Source organism: Streptococcus sp. 1001283B150225_161107_H12 (assembly GCF_015552665.1).
Taxonomy (GTDB): Bacteria; Bacillota; Bacilli; order Lactobacillales; family Streptococcaceae; genus Streptococcus.
The window spans coordinates 703,860-721,798 of sequence record NZ_JADNFC010000001.1 but is presented as its reverse complement, the minus strand read 5'-3'; the positions used below and the strand labels follow the sequence as shown (position 1 = coordinate 721,798).

Sequence of the window (17,939 nt, the reverse complement as noted above, 5' to 3'; positions counted from 1 at the left end):
CAATAATATACTGGGCAGGGACGTGATGTTTCAACTGCGCAAAGATGGAATCAAGCAAGGCCTGATCCTCTGCTTCCACCTCTTTTTGCAAGGCAAGGACAAAGTCTGTAAAGGTCCAGTTTTTTAAAGCACGATATGCGAAGGAGAGGCTTTCTGCTTCCTCTCCAACGGCTATTAATGCTTCTTCATACTGGGCTAATAATGGTCCCAACAACATTATTTGTTCAACTCTTCTAGTTTTTGTGTTTGATCATACAAGACCAAAGCATCGACCACTTCATCTAATTTACCAGATAAGATGGTATCCAATTTTTGAAGGGTCAAGCCAATCCGGTGATCGGTCACACGGTTTTGAGGGAAGTTGTAAGTCCGGATCCGCTCTGAACGGTCACCAGTACCGATAGTAGACTTCCGCTCAGCGTCTTGCTCGTCTTGGGCAATCTGAGCAAAGTGGTCAGCCACACGCGCACGAATGATCTTCATGGCTTTTTCACGGTTCTTCTGTTGCGTCCGTTCTTCCTGCATCTCAACCTTGATGTTAGTAGGTAAGTGGACGATACGAACGGCTGTTGCGACCTTGTTGACATTCTGTCCACCTGCACCAGATGCATGGTAGATGTCAATCCGAAGGTCTTTTGGATCAATGTCGTATTCAACTTCTTCGATTTCTGGCATGACCAGAACGGTTGCTGTAGAGGTATGGACACGACCTTGGCTTTCCGTCACAGGAACGCGTTGTACCCGGTGGGCACCTGATTCGTACTTGAGTTTGGAATAGACAGATTGACCAGATACCATGGCCACTACTTCTTTGATCCCACCAACGCCGTTGTAGGAAGCTTCCATGACTTCAAAGCGCCAACCTTGGCTTTCCGCATATTTTTGGTACATCTGCAAAAGGTCGCCAGCAAACAACTGTGCTTCGTCTCCTCCTGCTGCCCCACGGATTTCCAAGATAATGTTCTTGTCATCGTTTGGATCTTTTGGAAGAAGTAAGATCTTCAGTTTTTCTTCGTACTCTTCCTTTTCAGCCTTGGCATCTTTGAGCTCTTGCTTGGCCATTTCTTCCAAATCTGCATCGCCGCCTGATTCCTTGATCATTTCTTCAGCATCGACGATATTTTGAAGGACTTGTTTGTATTCTCGGTATGCTGTCACCGTATCACGAGTGGAAGCCTCTTCTTTTGAAAGCTCCATAAAGCGTTTGGTATCAGAGACCACATCTGGGTCACTCAACAATTCTCCTAACTCTTCATAACGGTCTTCTACAGCTTGTAGTTGATCATAGATATTCATGTTTGCTCCTTAAGATTTTTTTCTTGATTAATGTCTGGATTAAAATAATGTTTGCGGCAAACCGAGATATAGGTCTCGTGTCCACCAATCTGGATCTGCTCTCCATCGTAGACGGGTTTTCCCGCTTGGGTACGCAAGACCATAGTCGCCTTGCGGGAACAGTATTGGCAGATAGTTTTGATCTCCTCAATCTTGTCCGCTAACAAGAGGAGGTGTTTGGAACCTTCAAAGAGTTCATTTCGGAAATCATTTTTGAGGCCAAAAGCCATCACCGGCACATCCAGTTCATCAACAACCCTAGCCAAGTCATAGACATGGTGGCGTTTCAAAAACTGAGCTTCATCGATCAAGACACAATAGGGTTTCTCTTCCAAACTTTGGATATAACCGAAGATATCTGTCTCATCTTCAATGGCCATAGCTTCTCGTTTCATACCGATCCGGCTAGAAACTACTCCAACTCCATCTCGTGTATCGATTGCCGAGGTCATGATGACGACGCTCTTGCCTTGCTCTTCATAATTATGGGCCACCTTCAAGATCTCAATGGTTTTCCCAGAGTTCATGGTCCCATATTTATAATATAATTGTGCCATTTTCCTTCTGTTCTCTCTAAAATGTGTTTCATTATATTATAACACGGGCAGTAAATTAGGGCAACTTATAGAGAGGTTCACCATTGGATGATGGACTATGGACGTAGAGTTCTACGAAGCCTTGTTTTTCCTGTTTGCACTAGCAAAAATTTCACTCTGTTGCCACTTCATTTTTGTTATTTGAGAATAAAAAAAGCGTCTATCATTTCCCTGACAAAATGACAAACGCAAGGTGAGAGACCACTTCTCACAAATTAATTATACCATAATAAGTGAAGTTATGTAAGTAGGTAGTACTAAATATTGGTAAAAAATTTTTATATGGTTATTAAACTTATAATCGCAACATCTACATAGACTTCTTCTTTTCAAATAAAATGTGATAAAATAAGGTTAAGATTTATAAAGGAGGTGGCGCAATGCCATTTGTACGTATTGATTTATTCGAAGGGCGCACCTTGGAGCAAAAAAAAGCTTTGGCCAAGGAAGTAACCGAGGCTGTCGTTCGAAATACAGGTGCTCCGCAATCTGCTGTTCATGTCATTATCAATGATATGCCTGAAGGAACCTACTTCCCCCAAGGTGAAATGCGCACTAAATAAGAGAGTGGGACAGAAATCGGTAATTCGTTAGAATTCGATTTCGTCGTCCCACCTCCGCACAGTTGAGTAGGGCTGTAAAAGCTGATGAAATCAGCGTAGTAGAGCCCACTCAACCACTGCGTTTTGCTCGATAATCCAAAGACAATTGAGAGGCTAGGACTTTTGTCCCAGCCTCTTTTAGGAATTTTGGTATTTCTTTTGTATCTGCCATAGTCGAAGTTGGTAGCAGATTCCACTCACAACAAGGCTAGAAATAAGGCCAATCCAATAAGCATAGGGACCGAGGTCAGTCACATGATCAAGGAAAATCCCTAGAGGAATAGAGATACTCCAATAACTAAAGACTCCTAATAAGAAAGGAACGGTTGTATCCTTATAGCCTCGCAAAATTCCTTGTAGGGGGGCTGCAAAGGTATCGGCTACTTGGAAAAAGAGACTAAAGGTCATGAATATAGCCGTTTGCTGAACAAAGATTGGATCCTTGCCATACAATCCAGCCAGTTGGTAGCGGAATGTATATAGAAAGACAAGGGTAATAATCGCAAAGCCAAAGGCTGTCAATCGTCCCAAACGGCAATATTGTTTCACTACCTCCGGTCTTCCGGCTCCTAGTTCGTAAGATACAATAATGGCCATGGTGCTTGAGATACTAACTGGGAAAGCATACATCATGTTTGAAAAGTTCATAGCAGATTGGTGACTAGCAATGGTGAGTGATGGGAATTTTGCCATGAGCAGTCCAACAAGTGAGAAGATGATGACTTCAGCAAAAACAATTCCCCCGATTGGAAGGCCAAGGTGCAATACTTCTTTGACCCCTTTAAGATCATAAGGTTGTGGCTTCCACAATTGATAAGGAGTTACCTTGGGATGCTTGCATAAGATCAAAACTGCAATAATTAGTAGAACCCAGTAGGCCAGAGAGGTCCCCAGGCCTGCTCCTGCTCCTCCCATCTCTGGAACACCAAAGGCTCCATAGATAAGGACATAGTTAAAACAGGCATTCAAAGGCAAGAGCAAGAGCATTAAGTACATCGATAGACGCGTCATTCCCAACGTATCCAGGAAGGTTCGCACGATACTAAAGAGCAACAAGGGTAGGATTCCTAAAGAAAGGAAATATAAGTAGCGAATGGCTATCTGAGCAACAACATCTTCTAAGCCGATCTGCTTGAGTATGATTGGTGCAATCCCCCAGACAAAGCCTATTAAGAGAACAGCCATACCAAATGACATATAAAGAAATTGATAAAAATCGCCAGCAATCCGTTCTTTGTCTCCCTTGCCTAGGTGATGCCCGACAATCGGCGTTAGGGCAGAGACAATTCCTGTCAGGAAAGTAAAAAAGGGATTCCATAGACTTGTGGCAGTCGAGACTCCAGCTAAGTCTAAGGTATTGTATTGTCCCGTCATGGCTGTATCCACAAAACTAGCAGAGTAGTTGGCAAGTTGATAGACCAGGAGAGGGATAAATAGACTGATAAATAAGCGCAAGCGCTCTTTAAAATGATGGGTTAAATACATGGTAGGACTCTCTTCTTATCAAGTTAAAATTTTCTCTTACCACTCTACTATATGTCTCCTTAAATGTCAAAAAAATTAAAAAACTGAAGATCTAACGGATCCTCAGTTTGTTTAGATTATTTTTTGTTGCGGTTCAAGATGGCGTTGAGAATAATTGCCAAGACGCTGGCAACAACAATTCCGTTTGCAAAGAACATTTTAAAGGCGCTTGGTAGACCATTAAAGAGGGTGCTGTTGTTTAACCCTACCCCTGCTGCGATTGATACAGCCGCGATGAGGAAATTGTGCTCATTGTGTTCGAAATCAACACGCGCAAGGATCTGCATCCCTTGAATAGACACAAAACCAAACATGACCAACATAGCTCCACCAAGTACTGGACTTGGGATGATTTGCGCCAAAGCTCCAAACTTAGGCAGGAGACCGAGAAGAACGAGGAAACCAGCCGCGTAGTAGATTGGAAGACGGGTCTTGATACCAGATAATTTCACCAAGCCGACGTTTTGTGAGAACCCTGTGTAGGGGAAGGTATTGAAGATACCGCCGAGAAGGACGGCCAACCCTTCAGCACGGTAGCCATTGCGGAGGCGCGTGCTATCAATTGGATCTTTTGTAATATCTGAAAGGGCAAGATAGACACCAGTCGATTCGACCATGGAAACAGTTGCGATGATACACATCATGACGATTGAAGTGATTTCAAACTTAGGAGCTCCAAAGAAGAATGGTGTTGGGACATGAAGGACTGGAGCTTGTTCTACAGGAGTGAAGTCTACCAAGCCCATAGAAGCTGCGATAGCTGTTCCTACAATCAACCCAATCAAAATAGAAATAGATTTGATAAAGCCTGTTGTATAGATGTTGACTACAAGAATGATGAGAATGGTAATCACGGCCAAAATCAAACTTTGAACCGTTGGTTCTGCTGCATTGTTTCCCATATTCCCAATCGCAACTGGAATCAAGGTCAAACCAATGGTCGTAATGACAGATCCCGTCACAATGGATGGGAAGAGGTTTGCGATTTTCGAGAAGAATCCTGAGACCAGAACCACGTAAATCCCTGAAACAATCAAGGCACCAAACATGGCCCCACTACCATGGCTAGCCCCAATCATGCTAAGAGGTGCTACAGACTGGAAGGCCACCCCAAGGACGACCGGAAGACCAATCCCGAAATGTTTGTTTAACTGCAATTGCAGGAAGGTGGCTACCCCACACATAAAGATATCTGTAGAGATGAGATAGGTTAGTTGCTGGGCATTATATCCCAAAGCGCCTGCAATCATAATCGGTACTAGAATGGAACCCGAATACATGGCCAATAGGTGCTGCAAGCCTAGAATGGCTGCCTGTGAATGGTTTTCTTGTTTTTGCATTAGATGTCTGCCTCCTTAAATACAACCTGACCATTTTTAAAACGGTCCAAACGAGCAAGTGAAACAACTGGGTAGCCGAGTTCTTCTAGCAGTCCACGGCCATCTTGGAAGGATTTCTCGATGACGATACCGACTGCTTCTACACTGGCACCAGCTTGTTCGATGATCTGGATTAAGCCTTTAGCAGCTTGGCCATTTGCTAGAAAGTCATCGACGATTAAGACGCGATCATCAGGTGTTAAAAACTTGCTAGCAATGGAAACCGTACTGGTCACTTGTTTGGTAAAGGAATAGACTTCTGCTGTCAAAATCCCTTCATTCATGGTAATATTCTTGGCTTTTTTGGCAAAGATCATGGGAAGTTCCAAAGCTTCTGCCACATAGAGGGCAGGAGCGATCCCTGAAGCTTCAATGGTCACAATCTTGGTCAAACCAGCATCTTTAAAGCGTTCCGCAAAAGCCTTCCCAATTTCTTTCATCAACTGGTAATCCACTTGGTGGGTCAAGAAGGAATCGACCTTGAGGATGTTTTCTCCCAGGACATTTCCGTCTTTCAGTATGCGTTCTTCTAATAATTTCATGTTTTCTCCTAAACAGTTTGGAACAAAAAATAGAGACTTACCAAGTAAGCCTCTACAGAATCCAAGTATCCCTGGATCAATCTAAGACTTACTTATTGTTAGGTGTTCCGGCACCTTGTAGAGACCTTGCGCCAATCCGCAAGATAAATAAGTAATTGTAGTTTTAATGAGAGTCACCATTCCAGATAGAATTCTTAACGATGACATAATCGACATGCTTGAGATCAGCAACCTTGCGACCTCCAGCATAGGAAATAGAGCTTTGCAAGTCTTGTTCCATCTCTGTCAAGGTATCTTGCAGATGACCTTTGGCTGGTAGAAGGATTTTCTTGCCTTCAACATTTTTATAGGCCCCTTTTTGGTACTCGGAAGCAGATCCGTAATACTCTTTAAAGGATTCTCCATCTACTTCAACGGTTTTCCCTGGGCTTTCAATATGACCTGCAAAGAGAGAGCCAATCATGACCATGCTAGCACCAAAACGAATGGATTTAGCAATATCTCCATGGGTCCGAATGCCACCATCCGCAATAATGGGCTTGCGCGCTGCTTTTGAACACCAACGAAGGGCGGCTAACTGCCAACCGCCTGTACCAAAGCCAGTCTTCACTTTGGTAATGCAGACCTTGCCAGGTCCAATTCCAACCTTGGTAGCATCTGCTCCAGCGTTTTCCAATTCACGAACAGCCTCTGGAGTTCCGACATTTCCTGCGATAACAAAGGTATCTGGCAATTCCTTCTTGATATGCTGGATCATTTGGATGACACTATCTGAGTGACCGTGAGCGATGTCGATGGTGATGTATTCAGGTGCATCGACCTTGAGTTGAGTCACAAAATCGTACTCATAATCTTTCACTCCAACTGAAATGGAAGCAATCAAGCCCTGATCGTGCATCCGTTTGATAAAGGGAATGCGACCAGCTTCGTCAAAGCGGTGCATAATGTAAAAATAGCCCCCTTTAGCCAGTTGTTCGGCCACATCTTCATCCAGGATGGTCTGCATGTTGGCAGGTACGACTGGTAGCTTGAAGGTGTGCTTACCAAACTGAACTGTCGTGTCTGCTTCTGCGCGACTTTTGATAATACACTTGTTAGGGATTAGTTGAATATCTTCGTAATCAAAGATTGGAAATTCGTTTAACATACGGATTGAAATCTCGTTTCTAAATTTTAAATCGTGATGGATCATCACTTCGTCTTCCGACGTTTCCATTCAAGATTATAACAAAGATACGGAGGCGATTCAAATAGAATGCTGATTATATAAATAATGTTCGGAAATTACTAGACGAATGGATAGAACAACTTCTATATATGAGTTATTTATGAACAAATTTAAATCCAATTGATGATTTCTTTACTGACAAGCTCGGGAACTGCTGTATAAAAATCATGGCCTTGATCCTTTAAGAGCACCTTCTTAATAGAAGGATCTAAATTTTCAAGTGCACTAGCTCTCCATTCAGGCTCATCCTCGTATTTAGGACCGATAAACAAGACCTTGGTATCTATTAGTGGAGCTTGAAAAGATCGGAGCTCTCGTCTGAGTCTCAGCAGGGAAAGAACCGCTTGTGAATCAAAATCCAGTTCATAATGATGGAGATCAGGATTCCAACGATAACTGGATTGGATGGCCTTTATAGTTGCTGGCGAAGGGTTGTCAGTGTCTCCAAGTTCACTTGCAACAGCTTCCTCTAGAGATGGAAATACCTGTTGCTTCAGATAGGCGAGTGTCTCTTCGATTTCCTGCTCTAATGATAGGATATGTTTCATGTCAAGATAGCCACCATCTAGGAGGACCAGGTTTGTAATTTGTGACATATTGGATGCTAGGTATCGAGCCAAATCTCCACCAAGCGAATGGGCAATGATACAAGTCTTTGTATTAGAATCCGTATGGGCTTCAAACCAGTCTACTAAATCTTGGGGAGATTCCAGTTTCAGCTTATAGGGATCTAGATAGGTGATGGGGAATGGAAAGCAGTGAGCAAATTCGCTCATATGATTTTCGTTACTTCCGAGTCCTCCGATAAAGTAAAACTTCACTCTTTCACCTCTATTTCCTTAATGATTCTGGCTGGGTTACCAGCTAGGACTACATTATCCCCGAAGGATTTGGTCACCACTGCTCCTGCTCCAACGACGACATTATCGCCTAAGGTCACTCCTGGAAGGATGATAGTTCCACCACCTGCCCAGAAGTTATCTCCAATCGTTATCGGAGCTCCATATTCCTTTCCTGAATTCCGCTCATCTGGATCTAGAGGATGTAGAGGCGTGAGGAATTGGCAATTGGGACCAATCATGGCGTTCTTTCCAATCCTGATCGGGCAGACATCCAGCATGGTTAGGTTCCAGTTGGCATAAAAGTTCTCTCCCAAGTGGATATTGACACCATAGTCACAAGCCAAAAAAGGATGAATGGAAACATTATTCCCTGTGGATCCGAACCAACTTTTTATGAGTTGGCTCCGTTTCTCCCCATCTGCTTCTTGGTTAAAGGTAAATTGCTTGGTCCGAGCTTCTTGGGCCAACTTCCTCAATTCTGGATCCATGGGACTGTAGAACTCGCCAGTAATCATCTTTTCATATTCCGTTTTCATAATTATCTCCCGTCTGATAGTAAAAAACCACTCATAGTGAGTGGGCTTGTTTATCTCTTAATGGTACATCAGGTAGCCATCGAAGAGCTCAAATATTTTTCCTATCGCTCGGAAAACAAGAGCCGCAACAAGGGCAAGCAGCAAGAAGTAAGCTACAGCAAAAATCACACTAATGATCATCATGACACACTCCTATTAAATGTACTTTTTCCACCCTCTATTATACTCCTGGCTTATTTTAGATTCAAGGAAAACGCTATCAAAATTTGATTTGTTTTCAATTTGTAATTTACAAAAATTTTCAGACGGTTCAAAAATAATAAAAAGCAGGATTCTTACTCAGATATCGTTTTAACTATCTACTCCTGCTTTTTTACTATTATTGAAAATGAAAGAAAAAAAGATAGTTTTGTCAGAAAATATTATGAAAGGTAAGCTATTATTCTTCGAGCTTATCAGTCTTTTCTTTCTCCTCTTCTTTTTCAGTTGCACCATTGTTGACGGCTGACTTGAATTCAGAAAACATTTTTCCAAGCGAGTGTCCTAACTCAGGCAAACGCTTTGGTCCAAAGATTAAGAGGGCTCCCAGGATAATAATAATCAGGCCTGGTGCACCGATATCACGTAAAATTCCCATATTTATCTCCTTTTTTGTATACGGTTATAGATGATGCGACTGATGCTCAGACTTACTTCGTAAAGCAAGATAAGAGGCACGGTCATAGCTAGATCACTGATAAAATCAGCAGGGGTCAGGATGACGGCTAGCACCAGCAATAGGAAGTAGGCTATCCGCCGATAGCGACTTAACCAGTCTGGCGTTAAGATATGAATCGAAGTCAAAAAGGCTACAAGGACCGGTAATTCAAACAAGACCCCCAAAGGAACGGTCGTATGAAAGATGAAGGCCAAGTAGTTCTGTGACGTTAACTGGATCGTAAACTGTCCTTGTCCTAATGTTAAGAGCACCTCTAAGATAGCTGGACTAACCAGATAATAGCCGAAGACCAAGCCTAGCAAGAAACAAATCAAACTGGCCGGCACATAGAGCAGAATAGCTCCTGCTTCTCCTTTTCTCAAAGCTGGCTTTACAAATTGCCAGACTTGAAAGAGGGTGAAGGGCAAGGTAATAGTAAAAGCCATTAAAGCTGCTAATTGCAGGTAGATGCTTAAAATGTCATTAGGGCCAAGAACCAAGAGTTTTTCTCGAAAACCAGCCGTCAAATAGGCATAAAGCTGATCTGAAAACAAGAGGGCTCCGCAAAAGACAAGGAAAAAACAAAGGATACAAGCGATGAAGCGTCGTCTAAACTCGCTTAAATGCTCTACAATAGTGAGCCTTCTGTCTTCATTTTTCATCTTGCTTCACCGTCACAAACACGATAAGAAGAACGAACAGAACTTGGCAAGCAAGAACTTCCCAGCTTGGATAGATCCCCGCCCAATCGATGGTCGGGAAATTACTAAAGATATGATTTGGAAGCATATTGGTTAATTGGAGCGCGTGCAGGCTCACCCCTAGCATCTTAAAGGCCAGTGCATAAATCATCCAAGTCAGGAGGAAGAAAATCTTATGTGGCTTGACCAGATGACTTGCCTTGGTCATAAGAATGGCGAGAATCGCTAAAACTGCAAGAGCCAAGCTGATCCCTAGGAAGAAATCAAAGGAGCGAATGCGAGGGAGGATTCCCACATAGAAAAGGATAGTCTCAGCACCCTCACGGAAGACAGCTAAGAAACTGAGGGCAAACATAGAAATGAAACTTCCAGTTGCTGTCACAGCCTTCATCTGACTTTCCATGAATTGGTTCCATTTTTTAACGGAGGACTTGCGATGTAGCCAAATCCCAATGACAATCATCATGCCTACTGCGATAATTCCTACCGCTCCCTCGATCACCTCGCGGTTTGAAGCCGAGGTCACAGCTGGGAATAAGAATTGAAGAGCGACTGCAATGGCTGCACTGGCCAGGATACCTAGAAGAGCACCTGCATAAACCCATTTCAATCCTTTGACCAATTTAGCTGACTTGAGAACTGTCACCAAAGCCATGACAATCAATAGCGCTTCGACTCCCTCGCGTAAGAGGATCAACATAGAGTCAACCGCCGAATAGGAGGCGGTGGTATCAATAGCTGATAGATCACTAATCAGAGCTTCCAATTGCTTTTGGTACTTGCTTTCCTTCCCCTTGACCATAATAACTGGACTTTGACTTTCTACCCGCGTATAGAGACTAGGATTGGTCGTGCTGACATCTCCTTCGATCGTTGGCCAAATGGTAATGAACTCCTTCATGACTTGACTAGCTTGGCTAGTGTCATTGGCTTGAAAGAGGCTTAGAGCTTTCTTGAGGAGCTTAATCCCGTCTGAAAGAGTCAGATTAGAGCTTGTCTCCTCAATCTTTTCCCCACTGATAAATTGATCCAGTACATTCTTTAAGTCGTTGTACGAAGATTGGATAGAGTCAAAGTTTGTAGGCTCTGTTTCGATGGCACTTCTCAAGAAGGAAATGGCTGTTTCTACCTTTCCGTAATAGGCGGTACTGTGATCTCTGACAACCGCTTCATTCCGGGTCCAGGTATTGTTTAAATCGGCATAAGCCTTTCGTGTCGCTTGGAGATCCTTTGCTGTGATCGCCTCTTGTAGCTTCTCAAAGTAAGGTTGCAAGCGAGTTTCTAGCTTCTCTTTCTCAGCATCCAGATCGACTGGATTTTGCTCTTTTTCAAAGGCTAGCAAGGAAGTGGAGACGGTCACCAACTGCTTTTCTGTGATTTCTCCTTCCAAGTCCAGACTCTTCTGGACCTCTTTTCCTGCTTTGGAATCATGATTGGCCTTCTTTAGAAACTCCTCTTTTATCTCTGCGACTAGAGTGTGAGCCTTTTCTTGGTCCTTATCCCGAACTGCTGTCGTTGCATCAGTGATTTTGATAAAGAGATCACTATAGGATTCGGCCTGAACAGGAGTCACGATGAAAAAGAGACAGGCTACTAGGACGACTAACAATTTATTCAAATAAGTCTTGACCAATGTACCCTCCTTCCTTCACACCTCCGAAGCAGGCAAAGAGGCCACTGCCAATATGGGTTACATATTCATTCATCTTATCGTCTGCCCCAAGATTGGTTTGGATTTTCACAAAGCGGTCTGGATCCTTTTGAAAGGCAATAAATAGCAATCCTGCATCAAACTGCCCCGTTTTCGGATCAATCCCATCAGAGTATGAATAAGAGCGTCGCAAAATTGGCAGATCCACTTCTTTAGCCAAACGGACATGTGAGTCAACTGGTAAAAGGGAGAGGTCCACTTCGTCAAACTCGTTTTTCTTTCCAAATGGTGCGCCACTTTCTTTATAGCGTCCAAAAGTGTTTTCTTGCTCCTGCAGGTTGGTACGATCCCAGGTCTCTAAATGCATGATAATCCGGCGGACAGCCATGTAAGAGCCGTTTTTCATCCAGTCTTGACTATCAGCCCAGACGACCTTATCGAAATCTTTCTCTGTCGTGACATTGGCAGTTCCATCTTTGAAGCCAAAGAGGTTCCGGGGCGTTTCCATGCGATCCCCAATAGCAACAAATCCTGATTGGCTCCACTTCATGGTCACCTTATTGCGTCCTTTACGAATCAGATTGCGGACAGCATGAAAGGCCACCTGCTCATCATCTGCACATGCTTGGATAACGATATCACCACCCGTATACTGCTCTCTCAACTGTTCCTTAGGAAAAGCTGGCAGATCCCGGAATAGTTTGGGACGTTTCTTTTCAAGGCCTAGTTTGGTCAAAAAGCTAGCCGAAACACCAAAGGTTAGGGTGAGGCGGTAAGGATTTAGTCCGACTGTTTCCCCAGTATCACTTGGAGGCAAGAGAGCGTTGGATCCATCTTTTTTGACCAGTTCTCCATTGACTAATTTCTGGCTATAATCTGTCCAGTCTTTAAACAACTGAATCAATTCGTTTTTATCTGTCGTCCGGAGATCGAGCACCACAAAATAGATATTCTTCTGCATGGGGGTGGTAATTCCAGCCTGATGCTTGCCGTAAAAGCTAATTTCTTCTTGACCGTCTGCGATATTTTTGGAGCCTTGCTCCTTATTAGCGAAAAAAGCAGAAGCACCGGATAGACCAAGTGCTAAGCCTGCTCCCCCAATACCTGCTTTTTTCAGAAATTCGCGACGATCCATCTTCTTTTCAAAAAATTTTTCGTCTTTTGTCATTGTTATTTACCGTTTAAAATGATTCCCATTTGAGAGAGTGGTTCTCCCAATTTTGTAACTGCTTCTGCTAGTTCTTTGGTATCTTCTTCTGTTAGGTCTGTATATGATTTATAGTTGGAATCATCAGTCATATGTTTGTCTAACAAGTCATTCACCGCCTTGAATTCTGTTTCAAGGGTTTTCACTAGTTTGGCATCCTTTTTCTCAATGAGAGGTTTGAAGAGTGCAAAAATCTTCTCAGCCCCTTCGATATTGGCCCGGAAGTCATAGAGATCTGTATGAGAGAAAATTTCTTCTTCCCCAGTGATCTTTTGTGTCGCCACTTCATTTAAGAGGTCAACCGCACCTGTCAACATCAAATCTGGCGTCACTTCTACTGTCGCAATCTTAGCTTTCAACTCTTTGATATCATTTACCAATTGCTCCGCATATTTTTCAGTGCCTTCGGTTGTATTTTGTTCCCAGAGGATGCGTTCGATACGGTGGAAGCCTGACCATCCTTCTTCTGATTTATTTTCATCGACATAGTCAACCAAACGGAAGTCAATCTTGACATCAGACTCCCCAAAGCTTTCAGCAATTGGTTCAGAGCGTTCATAAGACATCCGAATCAAAGGATAGACCTTCTTAGCTTCTTCTAAATCACCACTTTTGAGGACTCTTTGAAATTCCTCTGTATCTTTTAACAACTGATCAATTTGTCCTTGCACAAACTCCTTGTATTCACTTGTCGCCTGGTCCAAGGCTTTTTGGTCCTCTTTAGACAATTTTACTGTCGAAGAGGAACTATTTGTAGTTGTATTTTTTGAAGATGTATTGGCACAGCCTGCTAATAAAGCGACTGATAAGAGTGCTACTGCAAGTTTTTTCATGAGAATTTCTCCTGGATACTATTTTTACGTGGTCTATTATAGCAAAGATTTTCTCATTTTTCAACAATTGTCAGAAAACTTTAATAAAATGAATTAGAGGAGTAATTCTTTCACCCGGCCGATATCTGTCTCTTTTACCACGAGGTAGATGCTATCTCCTAGATAGAGGCGGGTACTACCATGCACCGTACTGTTTTTTCCATTATGCTGATGAGTTGTGATTAGGAGGTCTCTCGGTAGATCTAAATCTCGAACCTGACGGTCTGCTATTTTCTCTGATACTGGAATTTCGATCAGGGTTAAGACATCTGAACCGCTGGTCACCTCAGGCATCAATTGCTCCAGCATAGCCTCGTAGACAGGGGCCCCTTTTAGCAGATCCATAGTAATGTAAGCTGTCAAAGTCACCAAGCCAATCGGCATCAAGGTTCGTATATCTCCTACCATTTCAGTCACTAGAATCATGGCTGTCAGGGGCGCTTTTGAAATGGCACTGAAATAACCACTCATTCCTAAAATGACAAACAAGGGAAGTTGATTAGAATGTATGAGACCAAACTTTAATAAAACAGCCGCAACCAAGGCTCCTAAAACAGATCCAAGAGCTAGAATCGGAAGAAAGATGCCACCAGGAAGACCACTACCGTAACTAATCATGCTCCAAATAAATCGTATCGCAAAATAGAAGATCAGCATCTGGATACTAAGAGGGACATGCGCTAAGTTCAAAACCAACTGATTTCCACCACCTAATAAGTGAGAGAAATAATAACCGATCGGTAGGATCAAAAGAAAGGCAAAGAGTGGATAGTAAGGAGCAGTCACCTTGATACAGCTACCAAGCTTTTGATATAGCCGACCAATATTTAAAACAGCAACTTCATAGAAATAACCAGTTAGGCCCAGAAAAATTCCCATGACTAAGAAAATCCAATAGCTGGATAAATCAATATGAGGGATATGATCTGGCATATTTAATACAGGTGTTTGACCGAAAATATTGAGGGAGACAAAGTTTGCGACCAAACTCGCAGCCAAGGTCGATACCCAGAAGACACGAGAAAAATGATGGTAGACTTCTTCTACTACAAAGAGTAGACCAGCGATCGGAGCGTTAAAGGCTGCTGCCAAACCTGCTGCGGCACCGCTGGCAATCAAGGCTCTTTCTTCTACAGGACTAAGTGCAAGTTTCTTAGCCAGCCCCTTTCCTCCCATGGCGCCAAGTTGGATACTGGGTCCTTCACGCCCCAACATCAGACCACTAGCAATTGCTAAAATCCCTAAAATGTACTTCTGCCAAAGCGTAGCCCACCAGTCTATCTGTAGCAGTCCTTTTAATTCTGCTTCTACTTGAGGAATACCAGATCCTTTAACGTTTTTGTTCTTTTTGATGAGCTGGCTAGCTAGCAAAATAATTAAAAGATACATCGAAAGGATGATGATCCAATTGATCGGACTTCTTCCAAGATCCTTATACAATCCCTGTACAATATGAAAGAGATGCTCAATAAAAAATCGAAAACTCGAGACAATCGCGCCGACTACAAGCCCTACTAAAACACCTCTGCTAACCTGAGATAAAATAGATCTCGAGGTCGATTGAAATTCTCTTTGGATTTGCTGACTTTGTTTCATAAATTCTCTTCAACTCCCAGTTTTCTTGGTTTTATTATACTATTTTTTACAGCTCTTGAGTAAGACAACAGCAAAAAAAACGCCCAAATGAGCGTTTCTATAGAATGCATTATTTAGCAGTAAGTGCTGCCATAGTAATGTAGTTGTATGGTTTGTTGAAGTGTGGCAAGAAGAATAGATCTGTCAATGCCAATTTTTCAATTGTAACGTGCTCTTGGATTGCCAATGAGAACATGTGGATACCCATTGAGATTGCAGCGTCACGTGATACCATTTGAGCACCAAGGATTTCACGGCTATCTTGATCATAAACGATCTTGATGGCAACTTCATGGTTGTCATGTTTGATAAATTCTGGTTTTTGAAGGTCGTTGAAGCCAGTTTCAACAGCGTTGTAGCCTGCTGCTTTTGCTTTCTCAAGAGTCAAACCAGTTGAAACCATGTGAAGACCATAGATAGAGATACCGTTAGATCCTTGCACACCGATTCCTTCAAGCTCATGTCCACAAGCGTTATAAGCTCCTACGATACCAGTACGTACAGCATTTGATGCAAGAGCAATGTAGCTAGTGTCTTTACGAGCGTTGTCATATACAGTCGCACAGTCACCAACAGCGTATACACCTGGGATTGATGTTTCTTGTTTCTTATCTACAAGAAAGGCACCATTGCGGAAGAGTTCGATCTTACCATCAGCAAGCGCTGTGTTTGGACGGAAACCAACAGCAAGAATAACCATATCCACATCAAATGTTTCTTTATCAGTTACCAAGCGTTCTACTTTTCCGTCACCTTGGATAGCTTTAACAGTTTGACCAAGTGCCAAACGGATGTTGTGGTCTTCCAAGTTTTTAGCCATCATTTGTGTGAAGTCTTTGTCATAGTATCCGTTCAATACTGTGTCAACGATATCAACAAGGACAACTTCTTTTCCAAGACGTTCGAATGCTTCAGCAAGCTCAACACCGATGTAACCACCACCTACAACAGCAATGCGCTCAAGGTGTTTGCTCTTGTCTTCAAGTTTCTTAATAACTTCTTCAGCATTTTGGTACAATTTAACGAATTGTACATTTTCAAGAGTCGCTTTGAACTCACGGTTCCCTTTGACAATTTCAACACCTTCAATTGGTGGCAAGATTGGAGTTGAACCAGTTGCGAAGATCAATTTTTCATATGATTCTTTGTGTTCTTTACCATCTACTTCTGCAGTTACAACTTTGTTGTCGTAGTCAATTGAAAGAACTGGTGAGTTCATGTAAACTTTAGCGCCTTTAGCTTCTAATTTTTCTTTATCAGAATAGAACAAGCCTTCAGGTCCGTCGATTTGTTCACCAATCCAAAGAGCCATTCCGCATCCAAGGAATGAGATATTTGAGTTTTGATCAAAAACAACGATTTCATTTTCGTTTCCAAAATTATCCAACATAGTGTTGATACATGCAGTTCCAGCGTGGTTAGCACCCACAACTACGATTTTACTCATAGAAAAAATCCTACCTTTAATTTTATTTACCATACAATTATAACATGAAAATGATATCGTTTCCAAATTTTTTGCTTACAATTTGTGATATTATTTTCAAATCCATTTGCATAAGTCCTGAAAAATGTCAATAATTTTGCTTGGGGGGATTGTGAAATGGCTTTCTTTTTGATAAACTTGAAGTAGGTGAATATTGGAAAGGTGGTTTACTATTTGTGGAACTAACTAGTCGATCCGAACGCCTAATGGGCTCCACCATAACCGTTTCGATTTCTCATCAACAAGCTGACAAAATACTGGCAGATTGCTTTAGTCTCCTGCGATCCTATGAGCATCGCTTTAGTGCTAATGACCCTTCTTCTGAATTGATGGAGGTCAATCAAAAGGCTAGCATTGAACCCGTAGAGGTTCATCCTGATCTTTTTTCACTGATTGCTCTAGGAACCAGACATAGTCAAGCGCAAGGAAGTCATTTAAACATTGCGATTGGTCCACTTGTCCAAACTTGGAGAATTGGTTTCTCTGATGCTAGGAAACCTGATCAAGGGGAAATTGAACAAGCCCTAACAGTCATCGACTCTCATCAGATTTGCTTGGATCCGGATCAACAAACTGTTTTTCTCAAAAGAAAAGGGATGAAAATTGATCTAGGTGCTTTAGCAAAGGGATTTAGTGCTGATTTACTAGCTAACTATCTCAGGAGTCAGGGGATTGAACAGGCTTTAATTGATTTGGGAGGTAATATCCTTACCGTCGGTCAAAACCCTGTCAGTCATCGCCCTTGGAGAATTGGGATTCAAGATCCTCATCTTCCAAGAGGAGAACATTTACTGGTTCTATCTGTAACAGATAAGTCCGTCGTTACGTCAGGTACTTATGTTCGTCAGCTCGAGGTTGACGGCCAGTCCTTCCATCATATTTTTGATCCCCAAACCGGCTATCCTGTCGAAACGGAACTGGCAAGTCTCACGATTATTTCTGATCGATCAGTTGACGGAGAGATTTGGACCACCCGCTTGTTCGGTGAAGAACCGAGCAACATTTTAAACATTGTTGAAACCTTACCTGGCATGGATGCTATTTTAGTCTATCAGTCAGGTCGCATCGCCTATACTAGTGGGCTTCATGATTATTTGTAATTTTAA

General features: G+C 42.5%; 18 protein-coding genes, 1 pseudogene and 1 riboswitch. Of the genes and pseudogenes, 2 read left to right on the top strand and 17 right to left on the bottom strand.

All coding sequences use genetic code 11. The features are described 5' to 3' along the window. From I2C87_RS03335 to I2C87_RS03325, 3 genes and pseudogenes are all read right to left on the bottom strand, one after another. A pseudogene (locus I2C87_RS03335) lies at positions 1-217 on the bottom strand (peptide chain release factor N(5)-glutamine methyltransferase); the annotation flags it as partial. Further along, positions 217-1,296 carry a peptide chain release factor 1 gene (gene prfA / locus I2C87_RS03330; protein WP_023026823.1) on the bottom strand — a complete coding sequence of 360 codons (1,080 nt, stop codon included), beginning with the start codon at positions 1,294-1,296 and terminating at the stop codon, positions 217-219. The gene prfA and the pseudogene I2C87_RS03335, both read right to left, overlap by 1 nt. Then, on the bottom strand, positions 1,293-1,892 hold the full coding sequence (locus I2C87_RS03325; RefSeq protein WP_195323932.1) for a thymidine kinase: 600 nt from the start codon (positions 1,890-1,892) through the stop codon (positions 1,293-1,295). Before I2C87_RS03325 ends, prfA begins: the two co-directional genes overlap by 4 nt. 419 nt (positions 1,893-2,311) lie before the next feature. Here I2C87_RS03325 and I2C87_RS03320 point away from each other — a divergent pair, with 419 nt between their 5' ends. Further along, a complete protein-coding gene (locus I2C87_RS03320) occupies positions 2,312-2,494 on the top strand; it encodes a 4-oxalocrotonate tautomerase (RefSeq protein WP_001117401.1) in 183 nt (60 codons plus the stop codon). 177 nt (positions 2,495-2,671) lie between these two features. On the opposite strand, the gene I2C87_RS03315 is transcribed toward I2C87_RS03320, so the two are convergent. The 14 genes from I2C87_RS03315 to nox form a co-directional block, all read right to left on the bottom strand. Next, complete coding sequence (locus I2C87_RS03315; protein WP_195323931.1) at positions 2,672-4,018, bottom strand: MATE family efflux transporter; 1,347 nt, start codon at positions 4,016-4,018, stop codon at positions 2,672-2,674. Between the two features lie 116 nt (positions 4,019-4,134). Beyond that, a complete protein-coding gene (locus I2C87_RS03310) occupies positions 4,135-5,397 on the bottom strand; it encodes a nucleobase:cation symporter-2 family protein (protein ID WP_123160250.1) in 1,263 nt (420 codons plus the stop codon). Beyond that, a complete protein-coding gene (locus I2C87_RS03305; protein ID WP_195323930.1) occupies positions 5,397-5,978 on the bottom strand; it encodes a xanthine phosphoribosyltransferase in 582 nt (193 codons plus the stop codon). The genes I2C87_RS03310 and I2C87_RS03305 overlap by 1 nt, the downstream gene beginning before the upstream one ends. A gap of 75 nt (positions 5,979-6,053) precedes the next feature. Continuing rightward, a riboswitch (purine riboswitch) is annotated at positions 6,054-6,149 on the bottom strand. Then, positions 6,142-7,125, bottom strand: a complete 984-nt coding sequence (guaC, locus tag I2C87_RS03300; protein ID WP_195323929.1) for a GMP reductase — start codon at positions 7,123-7,125, stop codon at positions 6,142-6,144. Its footprint overlaps the riboswitch before it by 8 nt. A 191-nt stretch (positions 7,126-7,316) precedes the next feature. Beyond that, positions 7,317-8,027: an alpha/beta hydrolase gene (locus tag I2C87_RS03295; RefSeq protein WP_195323928.1), complete on the bottom strand. Its 711-nt coding sequence runs from the start codon at positions 8,025-8,027 to the stop codon at positions 7,317-7,319. After that, a complete protein-coding gene (locus I2C87_RS03290; RefSeq protein ID WP_195323927.1) occupies positions 8,024-8,584 on the bottom strand; it encodes a sugar O-acetyltransferase in 561 nt (186 codons plus the stop codon). Before I2C87_RS03290 ends, I2C87_RS03295 begins: the two co-directional genes overlap by 4 nt. Before the next feature lie 57 nt (positions 8,585-8,641). Further along, positions 8,642-8,767, bottom strand: a complete 126-nt coding sequence (locus tag I2C87_RS10115; protein ID WP_267471994.1) for a hypothetical protein — start codon at positions 8,765-8,767, stop codon at positions 8,642-8,644. 256 nt (positions 8,768-9,023) lie between these two features. After that, positions 9,024-9,221, bottom strand: a complete 198-nt coding sequence (locus tag I2C87_RS03285; protein WP_023023286.1) for a twin-arginine translocase TatA/TatE family subunit — start codon at positions 9,219-9,221, stop codon at positions 9,024-9,026. 2 nt (positions 9,222-9,223) lie between these two features. Further along, the gene (gene tatC, locus I2C87_RS03280; RefSeq protein ID WP_195323926.1) at positions 9,224-9,943 is read right to left on the bottom strand and encodes a twin-arginine translocase subunit TatC; all 720 of its coding nucleotides are present in this window, start codon (positions 9,941-9,943) and stop codon (positions 9,224-9,226) included. Beyond that, positions 9,933-11,615 (bottom strand): FTR1 family iron permease, encoded by a 1,683-nt coding sequence (locus I2C87_RS03275; protein WP_195323925.1) that lies wholly within the window; start codon positions 11,613-11,615, stop codon positions 9,933-9,935. The genes tatC and I2C87_RS03275 overlap by 11 nt, the downstream gene beginning before the upstream one ends. After that, the gene (efeB, locus tag I2C87_RS03270) at positions 11,593-12,801 is read right to left on the bottom strand and encodes an iron uptake transporter deferrochelatase/peroxidase subunit (protein ID WP_195323924.1); all 1,209 of its coding nucleotides are present in this window, start codon (positions 12,799-12,801) and stop codon (positions 11,593-11,595) included. Before efeB ends, I2C87_RS03275 begins: the two co-directional genes overlap by 23 nt. 2 nt (positions 12,802-12,803) lie before the next feature. Beyond that, on the bottom strand, positions 12,804-13,673 hold the full coding sequence (gene efeO, locus I2C87_RS03265; RefSeq protein WP_048691249.1) for an iron uptake system protein EfeO: 870 nt from the start codon (positions 13,671-13,673) through the stop codon (positions 12,804-12,806). Positions 13,674-13,766: 93 nt separating this feature from the next. Then, on the bottom strand, positions 13,767-15,308 hold the full coding sequence (locus tag I2C87_RS03260) for a ClC family H(+)/Cl(-) exchange transporter (RefSeq protein ID WP_195323923.1): 1,542 nt from the start codon (positions 15,306-15,308) through the stop codon (positions 13,767-13,769). Between the two features lie 109 nt (positions 15,309-15,417). Further along, positions 15,418-16,794 (bottom strand): H2O-forming NADH oxidase, encoded by a 1,377-nt coding sequence (gene nox / locus I2C87_RS03255; RefSeq protein WP_125329400.1) that lies wholly within the window; start codon positions 16,792-16,794, stop codon positions 15,418-15,420. 245 nt (positions 16,795-17,039) lie between these two features. Between nox and I2C87_RS03250 the strand changes: the two genes are divergently transcribed. Continuing rightward, complete coding sequence (locus tag I2C87_RS03250) at positions 17,040-17,933, top strand: FAD:protein FMN transferase (protein ID WP_229046152.1); 894 nt, start codon at positions 17,040-17,042, stop codon at positions 17,931-17,933. The last annotated feature ends 6 nt before the right edge of the window (positions 17,934-17,939 follow it).

Bases quoted from the DNA above. Each gene is read 5' to 3' on its own strand.
- prfA (WP_023026823.1), bottom strand. From the start codon at position 1,296: ATGAATATCTATGATCAACTACAAGCTGTAGAAGACCGTTATGAAGAG.
- I2C87_RS03325 (WP_195323932.1), bottom strand. From the start codon at position 1,892: ATGGCACAATTATATTATAAATATGGGACCATGAACTCTGGGAAAACC.
- I2C87_RS03320 (WP_001117401.1), top strand. From the start codon at position 2,312: ATGCCATTTGTACGTATTGATTTATTCGAAGGGCGCACCTTGGAGCAA.
- I2C87_RS03315 (WP_195323931.1), bottom strand. From the start codon at position 4,018: ATGTATTTAACCCATCATTTTAAAGAGCGCTTGCGCTTATTTATCAGT.
- I2C87_RS03310 (WP_123160250.1), bottom strand. From the start codon at position 5,397: ATGCAAAAACAAGAAAACCATTCACAGGCAGCCATTCTAGGCTTGCAG.
- I2C87_RS03305 (WP_195323930.1), bottom strand. From the start codon at position 5,978: ATGAAATTATTAGAAGAACGCATACTGAAAGACGGAAATGTCCTGGGA.
- guaC (WP_195323929.1), bottom strand. From the start codon at position 7,125: ATGTTAAACGAATTTCCAATCTTTGATTACGAAGATATTCAACTAATC.
- I2C87_RS03290 (WP_195323927.1), bottom strand. From the start codon at position 8,584: ATGAAAACGGAATATGAAAAGATGATTACTGGCGAGTTCTACAGTCCC.
- I2C87_RS10115 (WP_267471994.1), bottom strand. From the start codon at position 8,767: ATGATGATCATTAGTGTGATTTTTGCTGTAGCTTACTTCTTGCTGCTT.
- I2C87_RS03285 (WP_023023286.1), bottom strand. From the start codon at position 9,221: ATGGGAATTTTACGTGATATCGGTGCACCAGGCCTGATTATTATTATC.
- tatC (WP_195323926.1), bottom strand. From the start codon at position 9,943: ATGAAAAATGAAGACAGAAGGCTCACTATTGTAGAGCATTTAAGCGAG.
- efeB (WP_195323924.1), bottom strand. From the start codon at position 12,801: ATGACAAAAGACGAAAAATTTTTTGAAAAGAAGATGGATCGTCGCGAA.
- efeO (WP_048691249.1), bottom strand. From the start codon at position 13,673: ATGAAAAAACTTGCAGTAGCACTCTTATCAGTCGCTTTATTAGCAGGC.
- I2C87_RS03260 (WP_195323923.1), bottom strand. From the start codon at position 15,308: ATGAAACAAAGTCAGCAAATCCAAAGAGAATTTCAATCGACCTCGAGA.
- nox (WP_125329400.1), bottom strand. From the start codon at position 16,794: ATGAGTAAAATCGTAGTTGTGGGTGCTAACCACGCTGGAACTGCATGT.
- I2C87_RS03250 (WP_229046152.1), top strand. From the start codon at position 17,040: ATGGGCTCCACCATAACCGTTTCGATTTCTCATCAACAAGCTGACAAA.